Raw genomic sequence first — 23,996 nt, 5'->3', positions numbered from 1 at the left:
AAAGGGCTGGCCTGGCCAACCCTTTGATGTGCTATCTAGTGACTGCGCAAGAATGGGCAGCCAAAACGATTAGCAGTAGTCTTTATACTTTTCCAGGTGACGGACCGGCTTGGACAGGGCGTCACGACGGAAGGGGTCGCCCAGCTCGCGGGTACACAGGATTTCGATAACCGTGGTCTTGCCTTCCTTCTGGGCGGCACAGGCGGCCTTTAGGGCCGGACCCACATCTTCCAGACGGTCAACGGTGACCCCTTCGGCCCCCATGGAGCGGGCGATGTCGGCGAAGCTCGGGTTTTCCAGATCACCGGCCACGAAACGGCGGTTGTAGAAGTCGACCTGGTTCTTCTTCTCGGCGCCCCACTGGCGGTTGTGGAACACGATAGAGGTGACCGGAATCTGCTCACGCACACAGGTCATGATCTCCATCATCGACATGCCCCAGGCACCGTCACCGGCGTAGGAGATAGCGGTACGCTCGGGAGCGGCCACCTTGGCACCGATAATGGTCGGCAGGGCGTAACCACAGTTACCGAAGCTCATGGCGGCGAAGAAAGAGCGCGGCTTTTCGAAGCGCAGGTAGCTGTTGGCCACCGAGTTGATGTTACCGATATCGGTGGACACCATGGCATCTTCCGGCATGGCTTTTTCCAGCTCGCGCAATACCTGACGCGGGTGCAGGAAGCTGCCTTCTTCTTCGGCCTGCTCGGCAATCATGTCCAGCGAGTAATCGTCTTTCTCGTGGATCCACTCGTCCAGTTCCTGTTCCCAGGCCGCTTTTTCGGCGGCAATTTCGCTGGCACGGGCGCCCTTGGTTTCCAGGCAATAGACGTTCAGCTCTTCCAGACGCTTGAGCATGGACACGGCGGCGGCCTTGGCATCACCACAAACACCGACCGAAATCTTCTTCACCAGACCCAGCATCTTGGCGTCGCAGTCAACCTGGATGATCTTGGCTTCTTTCGGCCAGTAATCCAGACCGTGCTGCGGCAGGGTACCGAAGGGACCGAGACGGGTACCCAGCGCCAGCACCACATCGGCACGGGAAATCAGCTTCATGCCGGCCTTGGAACCCTGGTAACCCAGAGGACCGCACCACAGCGGGTGGCTGGCGGGGAAGGAGTCGTTGTGCAGGTAGCTGTTCACCACTGGCGCCCCCAGATACTCGGCCAGCGCCTTGCACTCTTCGACCGCATCGGACATGACCACGCCGCCGCCGGAAATAATCACCGGGTTCTTGGCATTGGCCAGCAACTCGGCCGCTTCCTGCAGGCTCTGTTCGCCACCGGCACCGCGTTCGATACGAATCGGCTGCGGGATCTCGACGTTGATGTCGCCGTAGAAGAAATCACGGGGAATGTTCAGCTGGGTCGGGCCGTTTTCCAGCATGGCACGGTCGAAACAGCGAGCGGTGATCTCGGCCATACGGGCCGGGTTGGCCACGTGGCCCTGATACTTGGTGATGGTTTCGAAGAACGGCAGTTGCTGGGCTTCCTGGAAACCACCCAGCCCCTGGCTCATGGAGCCGGTTTCGGGAGTGATACACACCACGGGGCTGTGCGCCCAGTAGGCGGCAGCAATGGCGGTGACGAAGTTGGTGATACCCGGGCCGTTCTGGGCAATACAAACCCCATGACGACCACTGACGCGAGAATAGCCGTCGGCCATGTGGCCCGCACCCTGCTCGTGAACCGTGGGGATCAGTCGAATACCGGCCGGCGCGAAAATATCCATGGCATCCATAAAGGCAGAACCCATGATGCCAAAGGCATCGGTTACACCGTTGGCCGCCAGAGTTTCAACCAAAGCTTCACTAGGAGTCATACGTGGCATAGCTGTCTTCCTTTTGCTGTGTCCTGTTGGTGACGGTACCTACCGCCACCCCGGAGTGTTCAATCCAATGTTCGGTTCAAGCAGGTTTACGTTCATTATTATTAGTAAGGCGAATAACACCTCGGGTGTCTGTCGGGTCAACCGGGCTTCCCCTCCCGGGTAACTCGACTCAGATAATTGATATCTGATGACATGATGCGATTCACTGAGGACTAGAGTAGGAACTGGGGCTATGACTGAGTAGGACCAGTTACGTAACAAGCGTTACGCCAGAAACAAAAAACTTATTTTTCAGCTACTTGAAAACAAAAAAGGCGCCATCAAGGCGCCTTTAATTAACATTCATTAAACATTTATCCATTATTGAAGCAAGCCGCCGGCTTGCCACTGTGATGCGGTCAGATCATATCCTCGATCAGTTCCGCCAGTGCTTTAATGCCCGGCCGTATCTTGTGGGCCGGAATCGAGGAGTAACCCAGGCGGAAATAATTGAGCGGTGCCGGCTGTTCCAGAAAATGAATATCGCCAGGCTCGATTAAAATCCCCCTGTCTGCCGCCTCTTTACGCAGCAGCCGACTGTCCAGCCCCTCGGGCCCTTTTACCCAGTAGCAGGAGCCACCAAAACTGGGCTGCCGACTGGAACAAGGCAAATATTCGTTCAACGCCTCTCCCATCGCCTGCCAGCGTTCTTCATAAGCCTTGGCGATATTCATGATCAGGGCATCGTGATAGCCCCGTTCCAGAAACAGCGCCACCGAACGCTGGTTGTTGGCCGCCGGATGGCGCAGTATCAGCCGGCGCAAGGCTCTGGCTTCGCGGATCAGCTCGGCAGGCCCGACCAGGTAGCCCAGCCGCAGCCCCGGTGCCAGGGTTTTGGACAGGCTACCCACATACAGCACCCGATCGTTGGTATCCAGGCTCTTCAGCGCCGGTATCGGATTGGATTTAAAGTTGCTCTCGCATTCGTAGTCATCCTCGATAATCAGAAAGTCCTGCTCCGAAGCCTTTTCCAGCAGGGCATAACGGCGCTCCAACGGCATGGTGACCGTGGTGGGACATTGATGGCTCGGAGTAGTAAATACCGCATCGCAGCCGTTCAGTCCTTCATCGACGATCAACCCCTGTTCGTCTACCGGCAAGCCGCGTACCCGGGCCGGGTTCATGGTGGCGATATTGCGAATGTCCACATAACCCGGCTCTTCAATACCTATGATGCTGTCTTTGTCGAGCAACAAACGCGCCAGCATATACAAGGCTTGCTGGGCGCCCACCGTCACCAGGATTTGATCTGCAGAGGCCCAGACCCCACGTCTGGGCAGTAAACGGGTGCGGATCTGTTCGATCAACAATGGATCATCGGCATCAAAACGATCCGAGGCCCAGTCGCGGATCGCCGGCACGCTCCCCGCATCCCGGCAGCATTCTCGCCAGTGGTTGCTGGGAAACAGGCTGGTATCAAACTGACCGTAAATAAAAGGGTAGGGATACTTCTGCCAGTCTTTCGGCTTGGTGATATTCTGCTGGTTACTCGGCACTATCTTGAGCTTGTGCAGCCACCTGGGTGCAACGCCCTCTTCTTGCTGGCTCTTTTGCTGTACCACCTTCAACTGTCGGGACAAAATCTCCGGATTGACAAAATAGCCACTGCGCTCTTTGGCGAGCAGATAACCGTCGTCCAGCAGATGTTCGTAGGCCAGTACCACCGTGTTACGGGCAATACTCAGGTGCTTGGCCAATTTTCGACTGGAAGGCAAGGGGCTGTCTTCGGGGATATTGCCGTTAAGAATGGCACTGGCAATCTGTTCGCGCAGTTGTTGCTGAAGACTGGTGGTTTTTTCCGTGGAGAAATGAAAAAGCGGGAACATGAGTCGGTTACCTGTCTACAAGTGTGATATCGGCAACGACAATACACAAGTATTGCCGTGCCATTGGGTTACATCTTTGTAACCCAATGCACACAAATGTAAAGTACCTGCGTCACACCCCGCTAACTCGGCTTACAAATGCTCATCGCGCAGTTGATACCAGTGATACAGCATGCGTTGTCCCAACCGGCGAAAAGGCGAGAACACATGCCCGGGTAGTGCCGTATCGTAAATGGGCAACTCGAATCCTTCCTTGATACCCGCCACGCGCTGTGCCATGCGCCGACCGGCGTGGGCCGAAAACATGACCCCGTTGCCGCCATAGCCCAGGGCATAAAAGACCTGCTCTTTTTCATCAGGCTGAGCAATGCGCGGCATCATGTCGTGACTGACATCCACCCAGCCCCACCAGGAATAATCCACCTTGATGCCGTTAAGCGCCGGAAATTTGCGGTGCATACCGTCAATCAGCAACTGCAGGTGCTTGGGATTGGGCGCATCGCTGCCGGTAATGGAGCTGCGACTGCCAATCTGCAAACGGTTGTCCGGCAGCTTGCGATAATAGTGACGCAGGGTGCGAGTGTCGGTGATCACCTCGTTGGTCTTGAAATTACAGGCGGCAATCTCATGATCCGTCATCGGCCGGGTGACCAGGGAGTTGGACAAAATCGGCATGATTTTATTGCGCAACTGGCTGTGCAACTGCTGGGAGGTGTAGCCTCCGGTCGCCACCGCCACCGCCCGGGCGCGAACTATGCCCCCCGGTGTTTGCAGATAATGGATGCCGTTTCTGGTTTCCCAACCGGTAACCGGACTCGATGGGTGTATGGTCGCCCCCAGCTCCCGCGCCATACGGTGATAACCGTGGGCCAGCTTGAGTGGATGCACACCAATGCCATCCGGCTCGTGCATGGCACCGACCGCCTCGGCTTCATCGACGTAGTTGCGGCTCAGTGTGGCTTTGTCGAGCATCTCGGTCTGATAACCGAACTGATTGCGCAGCACCTTGGCTTCGGCTTCCAGCTTGCGCATCGCCTTGTCTCGATGCGCGATATACAGGTGGCCGCCATCCTGAGGATTACAGTCGATATTGCCGTCCTTGATCAGCCCCTTGAAGGTATCGAAGCCTTCCCGCACTTCTTCGTGCATCTTGCGGGCGGTGTCCAGGCCCCAGCGCTGAATCCACTGGGAGCGGCTCAGTCGCCCCGAGGCATTCTGGGCCTGACCGCCGTTACGGCTGGTGCAACCCCAACTCACCTGATTGGCTTCCAGTACCGTGGCTTTAATACCGTGTTCCTTGGCCAGAAACAGGGCACAGGTCAGGCCGGTAAAGCCGCTGCCGATAATGGCTACATCCACATCCACATCCTGAGCAATGGGACCGTCGTCTTCCGGCGCCGTACCGGCGGTGGCAACCCAATAGGTGGGCGCATACTGCTGACCCCGGCCCGGCGTTGCCGCCACCAGCGGATCGTAGGTGGGATCATAGCTGTCCAGCACCTTTTTGGGCTGCGCCGACTGACGGAGTCCCGCCTGCGTTTTGTTGGCAATATCCATATTCGTATTCCCCAATGAAAAGTGGCTACCCGGGTAATGATTTACTGGGGATCCAGCAGGGGGCGGTCTTTACGGAAGGCCTGTTTCAACACCAGCTTGCCGTCTTTGACGGTAAAGATATCGACGCCATCGGCTTCAATCCGCTTACCGTCCGGGCAGGTGGCACAGAAGGTCCACTGGGACACGCCCTTGTCGCCCGCGGCGAAGTGACTGGTGTTCTGCCAGCTGACATCGGGATAGGTGGTCCACACCTTGACGAAGGCGGCGGCCACTTCGGCGGCACCATTGAAGCGGGTGCCGTAGGCTTCGGATCCGGCGGCGCCCTCGAACACGACATCTTCGCTCATGCAGGCCATGACGCCCTCGACATCGTGACGGTTGAAGGCGGCAAACAGTTGCTCGAGCAAGGCGACGGTTTTTTGATTTTCTGCTGACATGACACTCTCCTTTTGCAGCCTGTACAGGCTGTGCAATGACCATAATTTCAACAGCGGTTACTGTTGTTTACATGTTCACAACATTAGGAGGCAGACGCTCAAGCCGGTAGCGCCAGTTGAAGGTCGTGACTTGGACCACGCCAGGGATTCGCATGCGCGCACGGCAAAAGCACCACGGCAGAGGTGGCGTAAGCAGGTAACAAAGGAGAGATTACATCACAGTGGGCCGGACGATGCCCGACCCTTGAGCGGAGAGTAAACGGCTGCGGTCAGGCTTTGGGCTTTTTCTTGACCACGCCCGAAAACACCACATGCAAATCGGTGGAAGCCGACTCATTATCCAGATTCAACTTACCTTCGATATGATCAAGATGCTGACCCATCATGGCGGCGGCACGCGCCGGATCGCCGGATTCGATGGCCAGCAACAGGGCTTCGTGTTCATTGAAGGAACAATGCGCCTGATGACCCACCTCATACTGGGCAATAATGAGTGACGTTTGTGAGACCACACTGCGCTGAAAGTTGAGTAAAGGCGTATTATTGGCCATGTGCGCCAGCTCTAAATGAAACTCACCAGACAAACGAATGCCGCTGCCGCGATCGCCACGGGCAAATGCATCCTGCTCTTCCTGTACCATGGTACGAATACGCGCCAGACTCTCGGGTGTGGCATTTTTTACCGCCAGTTCAATCACGGCCAGCTCGACCACGCGACGAGCCGCAAAAATCTGCCTTGCCTCTTCTACGCTGGGCGCGGCCACCACGGCCCCCCGGTTGGGGCGGATGCTGACCACCTGCTCATGAGACAGCCTTAACAGGGCGCGACGGATAATAGTGCGGCTAACGCCGAAAATTTCTCCCAGCGCTTCTTCGCTAAGCTTGGTACCGGGCGCTAAACGCTGCTCCAAAATCGCATCAAAAATATGTTCATAAACAATATCATCTTGAGTATTTGAGCTCGACTTGACGGGTCTTGGCTCCAGTTGACTGAGTGAACTCATAATTAAGGTTTCCAGTTAAGGCCGCCATTATCGAGTATTAGTACCTTTTAATGTTTGCCTGTAAGTTAAATTTTTGTAATCACGTATACAATCTTACTGGTTTTTGCACAATTCGACAGTCGCAATCATCAAGACTGTGACTGAACACAAAAAACGCCCTTATTGGGCGCTTTTTGCATGACTTTCATAAGCAGACTCATTCAGAGTCTTTATCACGTCGATATTGACGGTTCCCCGCAATATAGGTTTCAGCTATTGCCCGGTCGTCACCCAGCATCATGAGTACAAACAGCAACTCGAATAAGTGGTGGGTATTGTTCATACGGGTGTGCATTAACGGCGTGGCATGCAAGTCGAGGATCAAAAAGTCGGCTTCTTTGCCAATGGCCAGATTACCAATCTTGTCATCCAGACTCAGCGCCCGGGCCCCGCCCAGCGTGGCCAGATACAAGGCTTTTAATGGATGCAGTTTATGTTGTTGCAACTGCTGTATTTTATAAGCCTCGGAGATGGTGCGCAGCATGGAAAAGCTGGTGCCTCCCCCTACATCCGTACCCAGGCCAACCCGTATCTGGTGGCTTTCCACCTCGGGCAGATCCAGCAGCCCGGAGCCCAGAAACAGGTTCGACGTAGGGCAAAAGGAAATCACCGAATCGGTGGCGCCCATACGCTCGCATTCTGCCTGCTCCAGATGAACCGCATGGGCAAAGACCGATCGATCGCCCAGCAGACCAAAGTGATCGTATACATCCAGATAACCGGCGCGCTCCGGAAACAACTCTTTTACCCAGGCAATTTCCTGCTTGTTTTCAGAGAGGTGCGTTTGTAGATAAACGTCATCGTATTCTGCCAACAAGCGGCCCGCCATGCCCAGCTGTTCGGCAGTACTGGTGGGGGCAAACCGGGGCGTCACCGCATACAGCTGACGACCTTTTTTATGCCAGCGCTCAATCAGGTCCTTGCTGTCGATATAACTGGACTCCGGGGTATCCAGCAGATACTCGGGGGCATGGCGATCCATCATTACCTTGCCGGCAATCATGCGCATGTTGCGCTTATCGGACTCGGCAAAAAAGGCCTCTACCGATGCCTTGTGCACGGTACCGAAGACCATGGCGGTGGTGGTGCCGTTGCGCAGCAGTTCATCGAGAAAGAAACTGGCTACCCGCTGTGCATGAGCCGGGTCGGCAAACTTACCCTCTTCAGGAAAGGTATAGTTATTCAGCCAGTCCAGCAGTTGCTCACCATAAGAGGCAATCATTTCGGTTTGCGGAAAATGAATGTGGGTGTCAATGAAGCCGGCTGTAATCAGCTTATGTTCAAAGCGCTTCAGTTCGGCTTCCACTGGCAGGCGTGCAAGCACCGATTCGGCGGGGCCGATATCGCTGATATGGCCGTCTGTGACCACCAATATACCGTCTTCATAATAGTCGTAACTTGCTTCCAGCCCCACTTGGGCCGGGTCACCCAGGCTATGCAAAATGGCGGCGCGATATGCGGTCACTTGCGTCATGAAAAGGCTTCTCCTGTAAAATAAAATAAGGTTGCCGCTGGCTTATCGAGCCGCAACCACGTCATCCGTTACGTCATCAGTCTCTGTGATGTGCGGCGTGTCGCAGGCCACTTGCGAAAGCGTCAACGGGGAACCCGTGTTTGCTTGCTGATATACGCGGATCAACTCCCCTGCCACCGAGACGGCAATTTCGGCGGGGTGTTTACCGCTGACCTCGCTCAAGCCGATAGGACAAATCATCTGGCTCAGGCTGTCTTCACTGAAACCACGCTCTTTCAGCTTGTAGTCAAAGCGTTTGCGCTTGGTTTGCGAGCCAATCACGCCGAAGTATCGAGCATCCTGACGCTTCAAAATCCGGGCACAGAGCTCCAGATCCAGCTGATGGTTATGGGTCATCACCAGATAAAAACTCCCCGGCGGCTGCTCGGCTATCTCCCCGACCGGATCGTCACTGATCACTCGGGTCACACCGCTGGGCAGCTCGGCCGGAAATTCGGATTCACGTTCGTCAACCCAGGTAATGCGAAACGGCAGCGTCGCCAGTATGTGCACCAGTGCCTTGGCCACATGGCCGGCGCCAAACAGCACCAGATGGTGACGCGCCCGTATCACAGGTTCCAGCATGATGCTGGCCATGCCACCACAGCACTGGCCCAGACTGGCCCCCAGATTAAAGCGCTCGACCTTCATCTGCTGTTCGCCACCGAGCAACATCTCGCGCGCCAGCTTCAGCGCCTTGTACTCGAGATGACCACCGCCTATGGTGGCATAACAGCCCTGCTCGGTGACCAGCATCTTGGTACCGCTGTCACGAGGCGTCGAGCCTTTATGCTCGACCACTGTCACCATCACACAAGGTTCACCCTTGCGTTCCAGCTCCGCCAGTATCTGAATCCAGTTATCCTTGAACATAACTTTACCTCTACTACCGCCTCTACCACCAACAGCAAACGCAGGCTTTATCCCAGGAGAAACGTCGGATTAAGGGTCTACTCCTCCGACACGCCATAAACCCATCCTTGGGGGCTCGGACATGCCATCCCTGGCATGTCACGGTCGACGGAGCGGACCCTTTGCCCGACTAATGCAACCTGACCAGACTACGCCCGACGTTACTTAGCCAGCACTTCTTCGGCTACCACTGCTTGCTCTTCTTCCAGCAGCGCCTGCATTTGCTCCACCGCCCACAGGACCCGCTCCGGCGTGGCCGGTGAGTCAATGTGCGGGTACTTCTTATAGTTGGACACGCTGGCCACCGCATCTTTCAGCGCACACCACACCGAGATGCCCAGCATGAAGGGCGGCTCGCCCACCGCCTTGGAATGAAAGACGGTGTCTTCCGGATTCTTGCGGTTCTCGACCAGAGTGGTACGAAAATCAATCGGCATATCCGCCACAGCCGGAATCTTGTAACCGGCAGGGCCATTGGTCATCAGCTTGCCATCATCATTCCACACCAGCTCTTCGGTGGTTAACCAGCCCACCCCTTGCACAAAGGCGCCCTCCACCTGACCAATATCGATGGCCGGATTCAGGGAGTCCCCCACATCGTGCAGCAGATCAGCCCGCAGGATCTTGTACTCACCGGTCAGGGTGTCGATCACCACTTCGGCACAGGCAGCGCCATAGGCAAAGTAGTAGAAAGGCGAACCGGATCCGGTCGCGTGATCGTAGAAGATCTTCGGCGTACGGTAGAAACCCGTGCTGGACAGCGAAATCTGATTGAAATACGCCAGCTGCACAAACTCCTGGAACGACAGGATCTGATGACGGATCTTGACGAAGTTATTCTTGAATACCACTTCTTCCGGGCTCACCTGGAAGTGCCCTGCCGCCCAGTCGATCAAGCGTTGCTTGATGATCTGCGCCGCATTCTGCGCCGCCTTGCCGTTAAGATCGGTCCCGCTGGACGCCGCCGTGGGTGAAGTATTGGGCACCTTGTCGGTATTGGTGGCGGTGATCTGAATACGATCTATGTCTACCTGAAATTCTTCCGCCACCACCTGGGCAACCTTGATGTTCAGCCCCTGCCCCATTTCGGTACCACCGTGGTTGAGGTGGATACTGCCATCGGTATAAATATGTACCAGCGCCCCGCCCTGGTTCAGGAAGGTGGCGGTAAACGAGATCCCGAACTTGACCGGGGTAATGGCGATGCCTTTTTTCAGGATCGGACTCTGGGCGTTGAACGCCTTTATCTCGGCACGGCGGGCGGCATATTCGCTGGACAGCTCGAGATCGGCCACCATTTCGTGGATGATATTGTGCTCTACCGGCTGATGGTAGTGGGTGACATTACGATCATCGATGCCATAGAAGTTGGCCTTGCGGACGTCGAGCGGATCCTTGCCCAGATAGGAGGCAATTTCGTCCATCACATGCTCTATGGTCATCATGCCCTGCGGACCACCAAAGCCGCGATAAGCGGTATTGGATGCAGTGTGAGTCTTGCATCTGTGGCCGATGACGGTGGCCTCGCCCAGGTAATAGGCGTTATCCGAGTGGAACATGGCACGATCGACAATCGAAGAAGACAAGTCGGGAGAATAACCACAGTTACCCGCCACGATAATTTCCGAGGCCTGAATGCGGCCGTTGTCATCAAAGCCAATTTTATACTGATTGAAGAACGGATGACGTTTACCTGTCATCATCATGTCTTCTACCCGAGGCAGACGCATCTTGGTGGGCCGACCGGTCAGCCGGGCTACCACGGCCGCCATACAGGCAGGGCCCGCAGCCTGGGTCTCCTTACCGCCAAACCCACCGCCCATGCGGCGCATATCGATCACCACCTTGTGCATGGACACGCCCAGCACACTGGCCACCAGCTTCTGTACTTCGGTCGGGTTCTGGCTGGAAGTAAATACCATCATGCCGCCATCTTCGGTCGGCACCACAGAGCTGACCTGGGTCTCCAGATAAAAATGCTCCTGACCACCAATATGCAGGCTGCCTTCAATCACGTGCCTGGCATTGGCCAGTCCGGCGGCAGAATCACCTCTTTGCTGCTTGTGACTCTCGGTAACAAACAGCTTTTTCTCAAGCGCTTCTTCCACCGACAGCACCGCGGGCAAGTCTTCGTATTCCACTATGGCGGCCATAGCCGCCTTGCGGGCGGTGGCTAAATCTTTTGCCGCCACCGCCAGCACCGGTTGGCCAACATACTCTACCTTGCCATCGGCCAGCAGCGGATCACCGGCCAGCACAGGCCCGATATCCAGTTCGCCCGGTACATCGTCGGCGGTAATGGCAATGGTCACACCTTCAAACTCGTAACAGGGGCTGACATCCAGCTTGGTAATACGCGCGTGGGCCCGGTCTGACAGACGCGCATAAAGATGCAGCTGGTTGGGGAACTCCAACCGGTCATCTATGTATTGTGCTTCACCCGCCACCTGCATGGCCGCACTGTCGTGAGGCACGCTCTTGCCTACACCGGTTTGCAAACTTTGCTTCACCCGTTCCATCATTTCATCGATGGTCAGTGTATTTTGTGGTTTGTTAGACATAAGACGTCACCCTGGTTTCGAGTTGCAGACTTTGTTGCTCGATAAAAAACTTATAGAGCAAGTTAGTGGCGGTTTTGCTGCGGTATTCCTTGCTCGCTCTAAAGTCAGACAAGGGCTCAAAGTCACCACTTAATGCTTTCATCGCCGCTTTGACGGTGGCCTGATTCCATGGCTTGTTCAGTAACTCCCGCTCACAGGCAGCGGCACGTTTGGGCACTGCGGCCATACCACCAAAGGCAATGCGGGCCTCACTGATCATTCCACCCACTATGGTCAGGTTAAAGGCGCCACAGACTGCAGAAATATCATCATCCAATCGTTTAGACAGCTTGTAGACCTTGAAGTGCTGATCTGCAGCCGGTTTTGGCACTATGATTTTTTCAATGAATTCGCTGGTTTGTTGTGCCGTCTTCTTGTAATCGAGGAAGTAGTCTTCAATAGGCAGTTCACGGCGTTGCTCACCCTTGCGCAAGACCAAGCGGGCATTCAGTGCCATGAGCACCGGGGGAGCATCACCAATCGGCGAGGCATTACCTATGTTGCCGCCCAGGGTACCCTGGTTGCGAATTTGCAGGGAAGCAAAGCGATGCAGCAGCTCGCCCATATCGGGGAACACGCGATTCAGCGCCTCGTAACTGTCACTCAGGCTACGCGCCGCGCCAATTACCAATTGCTGATCATCTTCTTCAAGCTGTTTCATGTCGGCCACGTTGCCGACGTAAATCATCTTCGGGAGTTCGCGATAAAACTGCGTGACCTGCAGCGCCAGATCGGTGCCACCGGCCAGCAGTTGGGCATCGGGATGCTCGATTAACAGCCCGGCCAGCTCGTCGCTGGACACCGGAGAGAAGCATACCTTGTCGTTTCCGTTAAGGGTAACCATGGTGTCGGTCTCGATGTGATCCAGCTTTGTCAGTACCTCTGATTCGTAACGAGAAAACTGATCCACCAGCTGGGGCTGCTCGGAGATGGTCCTGGCGGCATCCACTATCGGGCGATACCCGGTACAACGACACAGGTTGCCGGCCAGGGCTTCAAAGATGTCGTGTTTGTTGGCCGTTGGCTTGTTTTTGCTCAAGGCAAACATCGACATGATAAAGCCCGGGGTACAAAAGCCGCACTGGGAACCATGAAAGTCCACCATGGCTTGCTGCACCGGGTGCAGACTGCCGTCTTTCGACTTGAGATCTTCGACCGTCAGCAATTGCTTGCCATGCAGCGTAGACACAAAGGTCAGGCAGGAGTTAACCGTTTGATAACGGATATGTTCACCGTCGCGCTCCCCCAATACCACGGTGCAGGCACCACAGTCACCGGAACCACAACCTTCTTTGGTGCCGGTTTTGCCTACGCGAGTACGCAGATAATTTAGCACCGTCATATTTGGCGAAAGGTCTTGTTCCTCTCGCAACTCCTGGTTAAGCAGAAACTTAATCAAGGCCTACCTCCTTCAGCGAATACACCGCACACATTGCCATTCAGCAAAATCATAATATCTTCATGTGTAATTAAAATGAAACCTGACCCATTAGTCAACAAATATTTTACTATTTAATAACTCATTTGTGAAACAAACCATTAACACACTCGAGTGTCGCCTGATGCGCCATGATCAGCAGGGTCCCCGGAGCCGGATTGAATGGCTACCTATAAGTGTAGTGGGATGTGAAAGCGTAGGGTGTGGGTGTGGGTGTGGGTGTGGGTGTGGGTGTGGGTGTGGGTGTGGAAAGTAAAACACCGAATAGGCAATTCGGTGTTTTTATCAACGTTTGGTGATATTCAGTTAGCGTTTGCTGTCAGATAAGGGTTTAACCGCACATCCGCCAATCACCAATTGGGTGATCAGCAGAGCGGCTCGTTCAAAGTCCTGCTCATCCAGATCTTCCTTACCCAGGGCCATGGTGATCTGCCAGTTAAAATCTGCATAGGTTTGCGTTGAAGACCAGATAGCAAACAGCAGATGATGCGCATCCACATCCACCATCAGCCCCTGTGCCATCCAGTCTTTCAGTTTGGCAGTCAGCGTGCGGGTCTGTTCGCTGAGTCGTTCGATGATATCGGCAGGCAAGTGAGGTGCCCCGTGCATGATTTCATTGGCAAACACCTTGGAAGCATAAGGATAATCTTTTGAAATCATCAATTTATATTTGATGTAAGCCGTCAGGGCCTGCACGGGATCCTGATATTCGATAAAGGGCGCCGACGCCGCCAGTAACGGCTCGGTAATGCTTTCCAGCACGGCCCGGTAGAGTTTTTCCTTACTGCCAAAATAATAATAAATATTGGGTTTGGGCAATTCTGCCAGCTCGGCGATGGCGGCCGTTTTAGTGGCTGCGTAGCCGTGTTCTGCAAAGACTCGACTGGCTGCACGTATGATAACTTCTTCGTTCTTCGCTCGGATCCGAGACATACTGATTTTAAACTCCAAACCATAATATGAGACGTAATATTGGTTAACCATACCCGAGTTTGGGCAAAAGTCGGTAAAAAAGCGCAAAAAAAAGCGCTCACACAGGTGAGCGCTGAAATGAGTAACTCAGGTTACCCCTCGACCAAAACAAAAGATAAGTGTTTGGCTAACGGTGCGGCAAATTGTTTAGCTATAATCCGCAACCAGTTCTGCAAGCTGTACGCCCGCAATGGCACAGGCTTCATCAACATCGGGAAGATCACCACTGATGCCAACCGCCCCCAGAATTTTGTTCTCGGCATCACGGATCAAGACACCGCCAGGCGCCGGAATAATCTGTCCTTGCGCCATCACGTTTACCGCCGCCACAAAAGCCGGTCTGGCTTCAGCCACTTCGGCCAGGCCACGCGAACTACGGCCCAGGGCAATCGCACCCCATGCCTTACCGGTTGCAATATCGGGTCGCAGCAAACTGGCGCCGTCCTGGCGTTGCAACGAAACCAAACGGCCGGCATTATCCAATACGGCAACGGTAAGTGGTGCGGCGGAAACCTCTAACGCGTGCTGCAAGGCGCCACGCGTTATGATTAACGCCTGTTCAAGTGTAACTGTGCTCATGTCCCCAGACTCCCTGTCGACTATAACAATAGAAGTTAATTGAACACTAATAAAACATAAAACACGCACAATGTTAAGTTCTTTTGTATACACTTAACGTTAAGGTAATTTATCCATTACTTATTTATCCCAGAACCATGCTTGGGCTTATGCCCACACACCCAACATACTCAGGCCAAATGGCATGATTATTGCTGAATGACTCGCTATCAACAGGGTCAATTTTGGCTGAAAATGCGAGCGTGATGCCTAACATCCATCATGTCATCGTGGAGGAAAACATGCTGGATTTAAGACAGATATCAACCTTCAACCGCTTTATGTGCTGGCTATTGCTCAGCTGCACACTCATTACTCTGCTGCCAGCGCGTCTTTTTAGCGGTGCCTTTGGCCTGTGGCTCAATGATTACAGGTTGCTGTTTATACTCGGCATGGTCGCTTCTGCTGCCTATTTCTTTTCTCATGCAGCGATCATGCTGTTTCAATACGTGTTTTACCGAAAGCAGCGTCTGATGCAACAAAAATTGCTCAAGGAGTTGCTTGATTATCTGGATGCCAATGAAAGAGCGGTATTGCGCGAATTTGTGATTCAGCGTAAAAGCGTCATAAAACTGCCGGTCACCGAACCCGCCGTCAAAAATCTGCTGGAGCAAGGTATCTTGACCTATGCATTTGGCGAACCCGGTGAAACAGGACTGAATGCCATCAAGCCGTTGATGATATCCATTGCCGCGCGACCATTATTGACCTTCAAGGTGTTGGGGCTGAACCCCGCCAGCATGACCGAAGAACAAAAAAATATGATCATGAACACCAGACCCAAATTCGCCTATAAACAGCTAGACCGGCATTGAAATAGCTAGCCGCTATGTTTTCGGTTATTCCTTGGTTCTCTCTGCCAAGTAGCCTTCATAGTCTGGCACGCTGATACTAAAATTCTCGCTCATTTGCCTGCTGTCCATCAACATATCGGCCGTCGACATATTGGTGGCCACCGGTATGTTCCATACCGTAGCCAGGCGCAACAAGGCTTTTACATCGGGGTCATGAGGGACGGCATTCAGTGGATCCCAGAAAAAGATCAACACATCAATCTTGCCTTCGGCAATCAAGGCACCCAGCTGCTGATCTCCGCCCATGGGGCCAGACATCAAACAGCGAACCGGCAAGCCTATCTCTCTGCTCAGCATCTTCCCCGTGGTACCGGTTGCATAAAGATGATGCAGTTTCAGCGCTTCGGCACGACGCCCGACCCACTCCAGCAATTGCTTTTTCTTGTGATCATGCGCCACCAGCGCGACATTTTTGTGGCAGGGCAGAGTTCTGAAGGTTTCTTTCACTGTCGGCATATCCTGATAAACAACGAGCCCCATACTAGCTAAAAACAGCGCGCGAAGGATAGCAGGAAAAAGACACCGGGAAGATAAAAGTGAGGGACAAGGTTGAAGCCGCACCCCAGGGGGAAATCAAACTTGTTCGTTTGTTGAGCCGTGAGCGATGGGCAGTTAAATCACGGCTGACCGCTTGAGTTCGAGGAGTTAAGCGACTTCGTAATAGAGATGTGTCTTGGCATTTTCTTCGGCCAGAATCGCCATGGCAACGGGAATACATTTGCCACATTGAGACCCGACACCGAGTTGCTGCTTCAACAGTTTGAACTCGTCACCGCCCGCTGCAACTGCTGCGCGTAGCTGATTATCGGTAATACCTTTGCATAAACACACATACATCAAGAAGTCCTCCCACTCTGACGAGTTGAATCTAAATGATATTAGTTATCAGTGCAAGGGTTTATTACTCAAAATATGCGCAGCCTCACCGTTGAGTCACTGCACATCAAATAACCAGCCTGTAATGAGCCTTAGCGTTTGGCGGCATCCAGTTGGGGTGCCAGCTTCGACAGGTCATAACCCGCAGCCGTAGCCTGCTGCAGCAAATCTGCAGTAGGAATCTCTGCCGCCTGTGACAACGCCCATACGCTGATAGAACGGGTGCCAGTACGGCAAAAGGCCAGTACCGGCTCTTCGGCAGCGCTCAGAATGTGCTTGAACCTGGCGATGCTGTCGTCGGGAAACTGCCCTGGCGTGATAGGCAACCAATGCCAGGTCAACCCCAGGGATCGTGCTCGCTCGGCCAGACTGGCAGCGGTGGGCTGCTCTGGTGTTTCATTATCGGGCCGGTTACAGATAAGAGTATTGAAACCTGCGGCCTTCAATATCTGCAAGTCGGCTTCGTTGACCTGATCGGCAACTACGAAAGAAGCCGTGACCGGTTTAATCTCCATAACACACCTCAATATCCAGACAGGAAAAGCACAACTCAGCCTAGCACAAAGACAGAATATCAGTTTAATCTGATATTCTGTCTTTGTGCCCCTGCAGGTATAAAAAAAGGAGGCCGAAGCCTCCTTTTTTATGTAATCAAGAAACGTTATTACTTAACGATCTTGGCTACAACGCCTGCACCTACGGTACGGCCACCTTCACGGATAGCGAAGCGCAAGCCTTCTTCCATCGCGATAGGAGCAATCAGGCTAACAACCATTTTGATGTTGTCGCCAGGCATAACCATTTCAACGCCTTCTGGCAGTTCGATGGTACCGGTTACGTCAGTTGTACGGAAGTAGAACTGTGGACGGTAGCCTTTGAAGAAAGGAGTGTGACGACCGCCTTCTTCTTTAGACAGCACGTATACTTCTGATTCGAAGTCAGTGTGCGGGTTGATTGAACCTGGCTTGGCAAGAACCTGACCACGTTCAACGTCTTCACGCTTGGTACCACGCAGCAGAACGCCAACGTTCTCACCAGCACGACCTTCGTCAAGCAGCTTACGGAACATTTCAACGCCAGTACAAGTACTCTTAACAGTGTCCTTGATACCAACGATTTCAACTTCTTCGCCTACTTTAACGATACCGCGCTCAACACGACCGGTAACAACAGTACCACGGCCCTGGATTGAGAACACATCTTCGATAGGCAGCAAGAAAGCACCGTCAACGGCACGCTCTGGCTCAGGGATGTAAGAATCCAGAGCAGCAGCCAGTTCCAGAATCTTAGGCTCCCACTCTGCATCGCCTTCCAGGCCTTTCAGAGCAGAACCCTGAATTACTGGAATGTCGTCGCCTGGGAAGTCGTACTCGGACAGCAGCTCACGGATTTCCATTTCAACCAGCTCAAGCAGCTCTTCATCGTCAACCATGTCACATTTGTTCATGAATACAACGATGTAAGGAACGCCAACCTGACGGGCCAACAGGATGTGCTCACGAGTCTGTGGCATAGGACCATCAGTCGCAGCAACAACCAGGATAGCGCCATCCATCTGAGCAGCACCGGTGATCATGTTTTTAACATAGTCAGCGTGTCCTGGGCAGTCAACGTGTGCGTAGTGACGTGCTTCAGTATCGTACTCAACGTGAGAAGCAGCGATGGTGATACCACGCGCTTTTTCTTCAGGAGCGTTATCGATCTGATCGAAAGCGCGAGCGGCGCCGCCCCACTGCTTGGCCAGTACGTTGGTGATGGCAGCGGTCAGAGTGGTTTTACCGTGGTCAACGTGGCCGATAGTACCTACGTTTACGTGCGGTTTGTTACGTTCAAATTTTTCTTTAGACACGGACTAGTCCTTCCTAGTTTGTTCCCACTCGCTTTGCGAGCGGGGAGTTTAAACAAAGATTATTAACCTTTACGAGCAGCAATGAGCGCTTCAGCCATGCTGGCAGGTACCGCGGCGTACTTGGCAAACTCCATGGAGTAAGAAGCACGGCCTTGCGACTGTGAGCGCAGGTCTGTAGCGTAGCCGAACATTTCCGATAGCGGAATCATGGCATTGATTATTTTGCCTGACGGGCCATCTTCCATGCCTTCGATGATACCACGACGACGGTTAACGTCACCGATTACATCACCCATGTAATCTTCTGGCGTCTCTACTTCAACCTTCATTACAGGTTCAAGCAGCACAGGGTCACATTTCATGAACCCATCTTTAAATGCCATTGACCCGGCGATTTTAAAGGCCATTTCAGAAGAGTCAACATCATGATAAGAACCATCGTACAGGGTGACCTTGATATCCTCAATGGGATAACCGGCCAATACCCCCTGCCTCATCTGTTCTTGAATGCCTTTGTCTACAGCAGGAATGTATTCCTTGGGAATCACACCACCGACAACGGCGTTCTCGAACACATAGCCAGAACCGGCCTCTTGTGGCTCAATTTTGATCCACACGTGACCAAACTGACCCCGACCACCCGACTGACGAACGAATTTGCCTTCCTGTTCAACGCTACCGTTAATGCTTTCACGGTAGGCAACCATGGGTTTGCCCACGTTTGCTTCTACGCTGAATTCCCGTTTCATACGCTCAACGAGAATATCCAGGTGCAATTCGCCCATACCGGCGATAATGGTCTGACCAGATTCTTCATCGGTCCAGACGCGGAAAGACGGATCTTCCTGCGCCAGACGCCCCAATGCCATCCCCATTTTTTCCTGGTCGGCCTGGGTTCTGGGTTCAACGGCCACTGAAATAACAGGCTCGGGGAACTCCATCCGCTCCAGTATGATAGGCGCGTCCTGGGCACACAAGGTGTCACCCGTGGTCACGTCTTTCAGACCGATAGCGGCAGCGATGTCACCGGCACAAACGGATTTGATTTCTTCCCGTTTGTTGGCATGCATCTGTACGATACGACCAAAACGTTCGCGTTTACCCTTGACCGAGTTCATCACGGCATCACCGGAGCTAATCACTCCGGAATAGACGCGGAAAAAGGTCAGGTTACCAACGAAGGGGTCAGTCGCTATCTTGAATGCCAGGGCAGAGAAAGGAGCCTCATCACTGGCTGGGCGAGTATCTGGCGTTTCGCCATCTACTTTCAGACCGGTGATGGCGGCAACTTCAACTGGAGACGGCAGATAGTCGATCACGACGTCCAGCATGGCTTGTACGCCTTTATTCTTAAAGGCGGAGCCGCAGGTCACCAGAATGATTTCGCTGTTCAGCGCACGCTCGCGTAAAGCTGCTTTAACTTCAGCTTCCGACAGCTCGTGACCTTCCAGGTACTTGTCCATCAATTCTTCATTGGCTTCTGCCGCGGCTTCAACCATGTTCTGATGCCATTCTTCGGCCAGTGCCAGCATTTCTTCCGGAATATCGTAATACTCGAAAGAAGTACCGTGATCATCTTCACTCCAGTCGATGGCTTTCATCTTGACCAGATCGATTACGCCCTTGAAGTTTTCTTCAGAGCCAATCGGCAATTGCACAGGGACCGGCACGCCTTTCAGGCGGCTTTTTATCTGTTCAACTACACGCAAGAAGTTAGCTCCGGTGCGGTCCATTTTGTTAACGAACGCGATGCGCGGAACTTTATATTTGTTAGCCTGACGCCATACGGTTTCAGACTGTGGCTGAACCCCACCCACAGCACAATAAACCATAACCGCACCATCTAGCACACGCATGGAACGTTCTACTTCAATGGTGAAGTCAACGTGCCCTGGCGTGTCGATGATGTTGATACGGTGCTGCGGGTACTGGTGCTCCATACCATCCCAAAAACAGGTGGTAGCAGCAGAGGTGATAGTAATACCACGCTCTTGTTCCTGCTCCATCCAGTCCATGGTAGCGGAACCCGTGTGGGTTTCACCAATTTTATGGTTTACACCGGTGTAAAACAGCACCCTCTCGGTGGTGGTGGTTTTACCGGCATCGATGTGAGCACTAATACCAATGTTGCGATAGCGCTCAATTGGGGTTGTACGAGCCACAATAAAATCCTCTTGCTAAGGTCAATGCCCTTAGTAAGCAACTAAAGGGGTGCGCAACTTGCGCACCCATCCAATTACCAGCGGTAGTGTGCAAATGCTTTGTTTGCTTCGGCCATACGGTGCACGTCTTCACGCTTCTTAACCGCAGAACCTTTGTTTTCAGCAGCATCCAGCAGCTCGCCAGCCAGACGCTGAGCCATGGATTTTTCACCGCGCTTACGCGCAGAGTCTACTAACCAGCGCATGCCCAGGGCATTACGACGCACTGGACGTACTTCAACAGGCACCTGGTAGGTAGAACCACCTACACGGCGCGATTTAACTTCAACTGTAGGACGAATGTTCTCCAGCGCTTCTTCAAACAGCGCCAGATGCTCTTTGCTGGTTTTTTCAGCAACGATTTCCAGAGCACCGTAAACGATCTTCTCTGCAGTAGACTTCTTGCCGTCTACCATCAGGATGTTTACGAATTTTGCCAGCAGCTCGGATCCGAACTTAGGATCCGGCAGTATTTTACGCTGGCCGATCACGCGACGTCTTGGCATTGCAAATTCTCCGTAACTTCAGGGATAACCCAAAACACAATAGTGTTATAGAATAAATGTTTGGCCTTACTTAACAGAGAACTATTAAGACTTTGGCTTCTTGGCACCGTACTTGGAACGGGCCTGGCGACGTGCAGCAACACCTGAGGTGTCCAGTGCGCCACGAACGGTGTGATAACGCACACCTGGCAAATCTTTAACACGACCACCGCGGATCAGAACAACGAATGTAAGAGTTAACCTCAAAACCATTGGTGCAACGCTTACCTTGCGTGGTTTGCGAACCAGCTGGTTAATTGTAGTCATTAACAGCTCCTGAAAATGTATCGTTCTACAGTTGTGGAAAATCTATCCCCAAAAGCGGGGACGCAAAAGTCTATGCTTGCTGTGGCCTTGAGTCAAGATTTATACAATTTTGCCCGAGGATTTATCATCATCTCGCTACCAAGCCTGGGGGCTCCCCCACTTTACCACCAGTTTTACCCAACCGGCCATGCACACGGGTTCACCACACAGTCGTGTTAACCCTCGAGCCTGCAGATCTTCTTGCATTACGTACAGGCGACCGTCATCGGCCAGCGACTGCAGTAAAAGCTGCCATTTGGCAGTGCTTGCTGCGATCACCCCATCCTGCCACAGCAACAACCGATCGTTGGGCTGCATTTGCGCCAACGCCTGGGTTAATGCCTGATGGCTGAAAGGAGACTGCTTTACCGTGTGTAGCATAATGCCCTCAGAAACTTAGCCGTACGTTGTAGCCGGCCAGTTGCTGCGGCCACTCAGAGGGCAACAGTAACTGTGCGGCTATGGTGATCTGCTCTTGCTGCATGCCTCGCTCGGCCAGTGACTGAGCACACACATAGACATGCTCTACATCATAGAGTTCAAGCAGACCAAAGGTAGGGGCATAATGTCGACCGAGTATGGCCGTGGGATCCTGGCCACCAAGCAACTGGTAAACGCCATCATCAACAAAAAACACCCCTATGTCTTCACTGAGTGCCGACATTGCCAACACCGCGTCCAGCCCTTCTCGACCGGCAGCCGAGCCATGCGGCGGGGTGCGAAAAATAAAGGCGACCTTGTTCATAGAATACAGCTCATAACGATAACGGATTTGCCCAAGCTCGTGAAACGGGCACCTAGAATTGTACGACTCTGTCGGCAGTCAGTGCCGCCTGGGCAAGCTGTCCCAGGCCACTCAAACAAAAAGGAGCCGCCAGATTCCACTGCGCCTGTCCCGCCTGAGCCGCAGCATCACTGTCGACCATGCCGCGGCGTAACGCCGCCGCTACACAGACATCCAGTGTCAGGCCATGCGCTTCGGCCAGCTCGACCCAGGCTTGCTGCAAATCAGTTTCATCCGCCGCTGGCTGTACCATCAGGTTGGCGTTGTGCACTCCTTCCTGATAGAAAAAAATCTGACTAATGGCATGTCCCTGCTCCAGAACCGCACAGGCGAAGCGATAGGCATCCGCGGCAGACTGGGTTCCGTAACAGGGTCCAGTAACCAAAAGGGCAAATCGCAAGGCGGATGATGTCATCACAAGGCTCTTTGTTATTTATATTGATGCAACCTGAGTTTATTCAACGTAAGCAACGGCTTCCACTTCTACCAGTACGTCTTTAGGCAGGCGGGCCACTTCCACGCAGGAGCGAGCCGGCGCACCAAGCGTAAAGTAGCTGGCATAGACTTCGTTGAAGGCCAGGAAGTTGTTCATGTCGGACAGAAAACAGGTGGTTTTAAGCACGCTGGATGCATCCGCGCCAGCTTCTGCCAATACCGCCATCAGGTTATCCATCACCTGTTTGGTTTGTGCTTCAATACCGCCTTCAACCACGTTCATGCTGACCGGGTCCAACGGGATCTGGCCAGAAGTATAAATGGTATTGCCAATACGCGTGGCCTGAACATAAGGGCCAATGGCAGCGGGGGCATGCTCGGTAGCAATGATGGTCTTGGTCATGGGGTCTCCTGGTGATTAAGCGATGGATCTTCGTCATCGCGCTTTTTTTGTCGAATATAAAGATAAACCGTGTGTTTGGATATATTGAGTTTACTCGACACCATGGCGATGGCGTCTTTGATGTCAAAAATTCCCTTCTCAAAGAGAGTCGTGACTATCTGTTTGTTCTTGGCATTGTTGGCCACCTGAGCGTCGGCATTAATCGCTTCTATGGTGCGCTCTACGGTCAGGGTCACCAGTTCTTCCACATTGTTATTGAAATTTTCCGGTGATACCTCTGCCCGCCTTGCCACTTGGGGCGTGGGCATAAAGTCGGCCATCAACTCGTGAAAGGGAGCGTCCAGATGAAAATAAATACTCAGCAGCCCCACCGCCATCCCTTGCGCATTGCACAACAGTTGAAGGGACGACTTGATGGGCGCGCCCAGACGGTTCTGGGTGAAATAGGTCAGGGATCGCGCGGGTTGTTCCTGCAACTCGAGTAACTTCTGTACCAGGGGCTCAGCCATGGGGGCGCCAGGCTGCTGGCAACTGTTGCTCGCCTTGAGTATCGCGCGATCGGGACCGGTCAGCGAATACAACACCACTTCACAGTGTTTGCCGAACATCTCAACCAGCCCGTCGACCAGACCACCGTAAAGGTGGAGTAGCTCGAGATCCTGCTGGCCGACGGCATGATTGTCGGTCCTGTAGCTAAGAGCCTCTATGGCCCCACTTTCCGCTGGCATTGCTGGCTCCATCCCACCAAACATCTGCTGCTGATTTTCAACTGATGATAGCGGATGTCAACTATTTTTGATGAGAGCTGTGACCACGCAGCACATTAAGGCCTGCCCACAAAAAAACCGCCCGAAGGCTAACACCGATCAGTTAAGAATTTTGGCGATCGGTTGACCGATCCTTATACGGCGTCAGAATACCCTCATCACCACATGGTATGAGGGTATTTTTTTGCTTG

General features: G+C 53.4%; 23 protein-coding genes and 1 pseudogene. 1 reads left to right on the top strand and 23 read right to left on the bottom strand.

Annotated elements, in window-relative coordinates; genetic code table 11:
- Nucleotides 1-69 precede the first annotated feature (69 nt).
- The 11 genes from xsc to IEW52_RS02440 all read right to left on the bottom strand — a co-directional run bounded on the left by xsc (nt 70) and on the right by IEW52_RS02440 (nt 14,746).
- Complete coding sequence (gene xsc, locus IEW52_RS02490) at nt 70-1,830, bottom strand: sulfoacetaldehyde acetyltransferase (RefSeq protein ID WP_188628499.1); 1,761 nt, start codon at nt 1,828-1,830, stop codon at nt 70-72.
- Between the two features lie 398 nt (nt 1,831-2,228).
- A complete protein-coding gene (gene pdxR, locus IEW52_RS02485) occupies nt 2,229-3,695 on the bottom strand; it encodes a MocR-like pyridoxine biosynthesis transcription factor PdxR (RefSeq protein WP_188628498.1) in 1,467 nt (488 codons plus the stop codon).
- Nucleotides 3,696-3,827: 132 nt separating this feature from the next.
- Nucleotides 3,828-5,252: an NAD(P)/FAD-dependent oxidoreductase gene (locus IEW52_RS02480; protein WP_188628497.1), complete on the bottom strand. Its 1,425-nt coding sequence runs from the start codon at nt 5,250-5,252 to the stop codon at nt 3,828-3,830.
- A 41-nt stretch (nt 5,253-5,293) separates the two neighbouring features.
- Nucleotides 5,294-5,689 carry a nuclear transport factor 2 family protein gene (locus tag IEW52_RS02475; protein WP_188628496.1) on the bottom strand — a complete coding sequence of 132 codons (396 nt, stop codon included), beginning with the start codon at nt 5,687-5,689 and terminating at the stop codon, nt 5,294-5,296.
- Nucleotides 5,690-5,958: 269 nt separating this feature from the next.
- Entirely contained in the window at nt 5,959-6,693 is a 735-nt protein-coding gene (locus tag IEW52_RS02470; protein ID WP_188628495.1) for a GntR family transcriptional regulator, read from the bottom strand.
- Between the two features lie 196 nt (nt 6,694-6,889).
- Nucleotides 6,890-8,206 (bottom strand): guanine deaminase, encoded by a 1,317-nt coding sequence (guaD, locus tag IEW52_RS02465; RefSeq protein WP_188628494.1) that lies wholly within the window; start codon nt 8,204-8,206, stop codon nt 6,890-6,892.
- 42 nt (nt 8,207-8,248) lie between these two features.
- The gene (gene xdhC, locus IEW52_RS02460) at nt 8,249-9,118 is read right to left on the bottom strand and encodes a xanthine dehydrogenase accessory protein XdhC (RefSeq protein ID WP_188628493.1); all 870 of its coding nucleotides are present in this window, start codon (nt 9,116-9,118) and stop codon (nt 8,249-8,251) included.
- Between the two features lie 200 nt (nt 9,119-9,318).
- Entirely contained in the window at nt 9,319-11,718 is a 2,400-nt protein-coding gene (gene xdhB, locus IEW52_RS02455) for a xanthine dehydrogenase molybdopterin binding subunit (RefSeq protein WP_188628492.1), read from the bottom strand.
- Nucleotides 11,711-13,156: a xanthine dehydrogenase small subunit gene (gene xdhA, locus IEW52_RS02450; RefSeq protein ID WP_188628491.1), complete on the bottom strand. Its 1,446-nt coding sequence runs from the start codon at nt 13,154-13,156 to the stop codon at nt 11,711-11,713. Before xdhA ends, xdhB begins: the two co-directional genes overlap by 8 nt.
- A gap of 345 nt (nt 13,157-13,501) precedes the next feature.
- Nucleotides 13,502-14,128, bottom strand: a complete 627-nt coding sequence (locus IEW52_RS02445) for a TetR/AcrR family transcriptional regulator (RefSeq protein WP_188628490.1) — start codon at nt 14,126-14,128, stop codon at nt 13,502-13,504.
- Nucleotides 14,129-14,314: 186 nt separating this feature from the next.
- On the bottom strand, nt 14,315-14,746 hold the full coding sequence (locus tag IEW52_RS02440; RefSeq protein WP_188628489.1) for a GlcG/HbpS family heme-binding protein: 432 nt from the start codon (nt 14,744-14,746) through the stop codon (nt 14,315-14,317).
- A gap of 281 nt (nt 14,747-15,027) precedes the next feature.
- Between IEW52_RS02440 and IEW52_RS02435 the strand changes: the two genes are divergently transcribed.
- Nucleotides 15,028-15,600, top strand: coding sequence for a superinfection exclusion B family protein (locus tag IEW52_RS02435; protein WP_188628488.1), 573 nt, complete (start codon nt 15,028-15,030; stop codon nt 15,598-15,600).
- A gap of 24 nt (nt 15,601-15,624) precedes the next feature.
- Here IEW52_RS02435 and IEW52_RS02430 read toward each other — a convergent pair whose 3' ends face one another.
- The 12 genes and pseudogenes from IEW52_RS02430 to IEW52_RS02375 all read right to left on the bottom strand — a co-directional run bounded on the left by IEW52_RS02430 (nt 15,625) and on the right by IEW52_RS02375 (nt 23,766).
- Nucleotides 15,625-16,086 carry a methylglyoxal synthase gene (locus IEW52_RS02430; RefSeq protein ID WP_188628487.1) on the bottom strand — a complete coding sequence of 154 codons (462 nt, stop codon included), beginning with the start codon at nt 16,084-16,086 and terminating at the stop codon, nt 15,625-15,627.
- Nucleotides 16,087-16,284: 198 nt separating this feature from the next.
- The gene (locus IEW52_RS02425; protein ID WP_188628486.1) at nt 16,285-16,476 is read right to left on the bottom strand and encodes a bacterioferritin-associated ferredoxin; all 192 of its coding nucleotides are present in this window, start codon (nt 16,474-16,476) and stop codon (nt 16,285-16,287) included.
- Nucleotides 16,477-16,607: 131 nt separating this feature from the next.
- A complete protein-coding gene (locus IEW52_RS02420; protein WP_188628485.1) occupies nt 16,608-17,030 on the bottom strand; it encodes a protein tyrosine phosphatase family protein in 423 nt (140 codons plus the stop codon).
- Nucleotides 17,031-17,179: 149 nt separating this feature from the next.
- Nucleotides 17,180-18,364 (bottom strand): elongation factor Tu, encoded by a 1,185-nt coding sequence (gene tuf, locus IEW52_RS02415; RefSeq protein WP_188628484.1) that lies wholly within the window; start codon nt 18,362-18,364, stop codon nt 17,180-17,182.
- Nucleotides 18,365-18,426: 62 nt separating this feature from the next.
- Nucleotides 18,427-20,526, bottom strand: a complete 2,100-nt coding sequence (fusA, locus tag IEW52_RS02410; RefSeq protein WP_188628483.1) for an elongation factor G — start codon at nt 20,524-20,526, stop codon at nt 18,427-18,429.
- A 74-nt stretch (nt 20,527-20,600) separates the two neighbouring features.
- Nucleotides 20,601-21,071 carry a 30S ribosomal protein S7 gene (gene rpsG / locus IEW52_RS02405; RefSeq protein ID WP_188628482.1) on the bottom strand — a complete coding sequence of 157 codons (471 nt, stop codon included), beginning with the start codon at nt 21,069-21,071 and terminating at the stop codon, nt 20,601-20,603.
- 84 nt (nt 21,072-21,155) lie between these two features.
- A pseudogene (rpsL, locus tag IEW52_RS02400) lies at nt 21,156-21,333 on the bottom strand (30S ribosomal protein S12); the annotation flags it as partial.
- A gap of 179 nt (nt 21,334-21,512) precedes the next feature.
- Nucleotides 21,513-21,797, bottom strand: a complete 285-nt coding sequence (gene tusB, locus IEW52_RS02395) for a sulfurtransferase complex subunit TusB (protein WP_188628480.1) — start codon at nt 21,795-21,797, stop codon at nt 21,513-21,515.
- 7 nt (nt 21,798-21,804) lie between these two features.
- Nucleotides 21,805-22,161, bottom strand: a complete 357-nt coding sequence (tusC, locus tag IEW52_RS02390; RefSeq protein ID WP_188628479.1) for a sulfurtransferase complex subunit TusC — start codon at nt 22,159-22,161, stop codon at nt 21,805-21,807.
- Between the two features lie 52 nt (nt 22,162-22,213).
- Nucleotides 22,214-22,615, bottom strand: coding sequence for a sulfurtransferase complex subunit TusD (gene tusD, locus IEW52_RS02385; protein WP_188628478.1), 402 nt, complete (start codon nt 22,613-22,615; stop codon nt 22,214-22,216).
- A gap of 39 nt (nt 22,616-22,654) precedes the next feature.
- The gene (locus tag IEW52_RS02380) at nt 22,655-23,038 is read right to left on the bottom strand and encodes a RidA family protein (protein ID WP_188628477.1); all 384 of its coding nucleotides are present in this window, start codon (nt 23,036-23,038) and stop codon (nt 22,655-22,657) included.
- Nucleotides 23,035-23,766, bottom strand: a complete 732-nt coding sequence (locus tag IEW52_RS02375) for a helix-turn-helix transcriptional regulator (RefSeq protein ID WP_188628476.1) — start codon at nt 23,764-23,766, stop codon at nt 23,035-23,037. Before IEW52_RS02375 ends, IEW52_RS02380 begins: the two co-directional genes overlap by 4 nt.
- Nucleotides 23,767-23,996: the final 230 nt, after the last annotated feature.

It is taken from the genome of Oceanisphaera marina (genome assembly GCF_014643915.1).
Lineage (GTDB): Bacteria > Pseudomonadota > Gammaproteobacteria > Enterobacterales > Aeromonadaceae > Oceanimonas > Oceanimonas marina.
This window is presented reverse-complemented; position numbering and strand designations above follow the sequence as displayed.

Excerpts from the sequence above, each read along its gene's own strand:
- xsc (WP_188628499.1), bottom strand. The coding sequence starts at position 1,830 with ATGCCACGTATGACTCCTAGTGAAGCTTTGGTTGAAACTCTGGCGGCC.
- pdxR (WP_188628498.1), bottom strand. The coding sequence starts at position 3,695 with ATGTTCCCGCTTTTTCATTTCTCCACGGAAAAAACCACCAGTCTTCAG.
- IEW52_RS02480 (WP_188628497.1), bottom strand. The coding sequence starts at position 5,252 with ATGGATATTGCCAACAAAACGCAGGCGGGACTCCGTCAGTCGGCGCAG.
- IEW52_RS02475 (WP_188628496.1), bottom strand. The coding sequence starts at position 5,689 with ATGTCAGCAGAAAATCAAAAAACCGTCGCCTTGCTCGAGCAACTGTTT.
- IEW52_RS02470 (WP_188628495.1), bottom strand. The coding sequence starts at position 6,693 with ATGAGTTCACTCAGTCAACTGGAGCCAAGACCCGTCAAGTCGAGCTCA.
- guaD (WP_188628494.1), bottom strand. The coding sequence starts at position 8,206 with ATGACGCAAGTGACCGCATATCGCGCCGCCATTTTGCATAGCCTGGGT.
- xdhC (WP_188628493.1), bottom strand. The coding sequence starts at position 9,118 with ATGTTCAAGGATAACTGGATTCAGATACTGGCGGAGCTGGAACGCAAG.
- xdhB (WP_188628492.1), bottom strand. The coding sequence starts at position 11,718 with ATGTCTAACAAACCACAAAATACACTGACCATCGATGAAATGATGGAA.
- IEW52_RS02445 (WP_188628490.1), bottom strand. The coding sequence starts at position 14,128 with ATGTCTCGGATCCGAGCGAAGAACGAAGAAGTTATCATACGTGCAGCC.
- IEW52_RS02440 (WP_188628489.1), bottom strand. The coding sequence starts at position 14,746 with ATGAGCACAGTTACACTTGAACAGGCGTTAATCATAACGCGTGGCGCC.
- IEW52_RS02435 (WP_188628488.1), top strand. The coding sequence starts at position 15,028 with ATGCTGGATTTAAGACAGATATCAACCTTCAACCGCTTTATGTGCTGG.
- IEW52_RS02425 (WP_188628486.1), bottom strand. The coding sequence starts at position 16,476 with ATGTATGTGTGTTTATGCAAAGGTATTACCGATAATCAGCTACGCGCA.
- IEW52_RS02420 (WP_188628485.1), bottom strand. The coding sequence starts at position 17,030 with ATGGAGATTAAACCGGTCACGGCTTCTTTCGTAGTTGCCGATCAGGTC.
- rpsG (WP_188628482.1), bottom strand. The coding sequence starts at position 21,071 with ATGCCAAGACGTCGCGTGATCGGCCAGCGTAAAATACTGCCGGATCCT.
- tusB (WP_188628480.1), bottom strand. The coding sequence starts at position 21,797 with ATGCTACACACGGTAAAGCAGTCTCCTTTCAGCCATCAGGCATTAACC.
- tusC (WP_188628479.1), bottom strand. The coding sequence starts at position 22,161 with ATGAACAAGGTCGCCTTTATTTTTCGCACCCCGCCGCATGGCTCGGCT.
- tusD (WP_188628478.1), bottom strand. The coding sequence starts at position 22,615 with ATGACATCATCCGCCTTGCGATTTGCCCTTTTGGTTACTGGACCCTGT.
- IEW52_RS02380 (WP_188628477.1), bottom strand. The coding sequence starts at position 23,038 with ATGACCAAGACCATCATTGCTACCGAGCATGCCCCCGCTGCCATTGGC.
- IEW52_RS02375 (WP_188628476.1), bottom strand. The coding sequence starts at position 23,766 with ATGCCAGCGGAAAGTGGGGCCATAGAGGCTCTTAGCTACAGGACCGAC.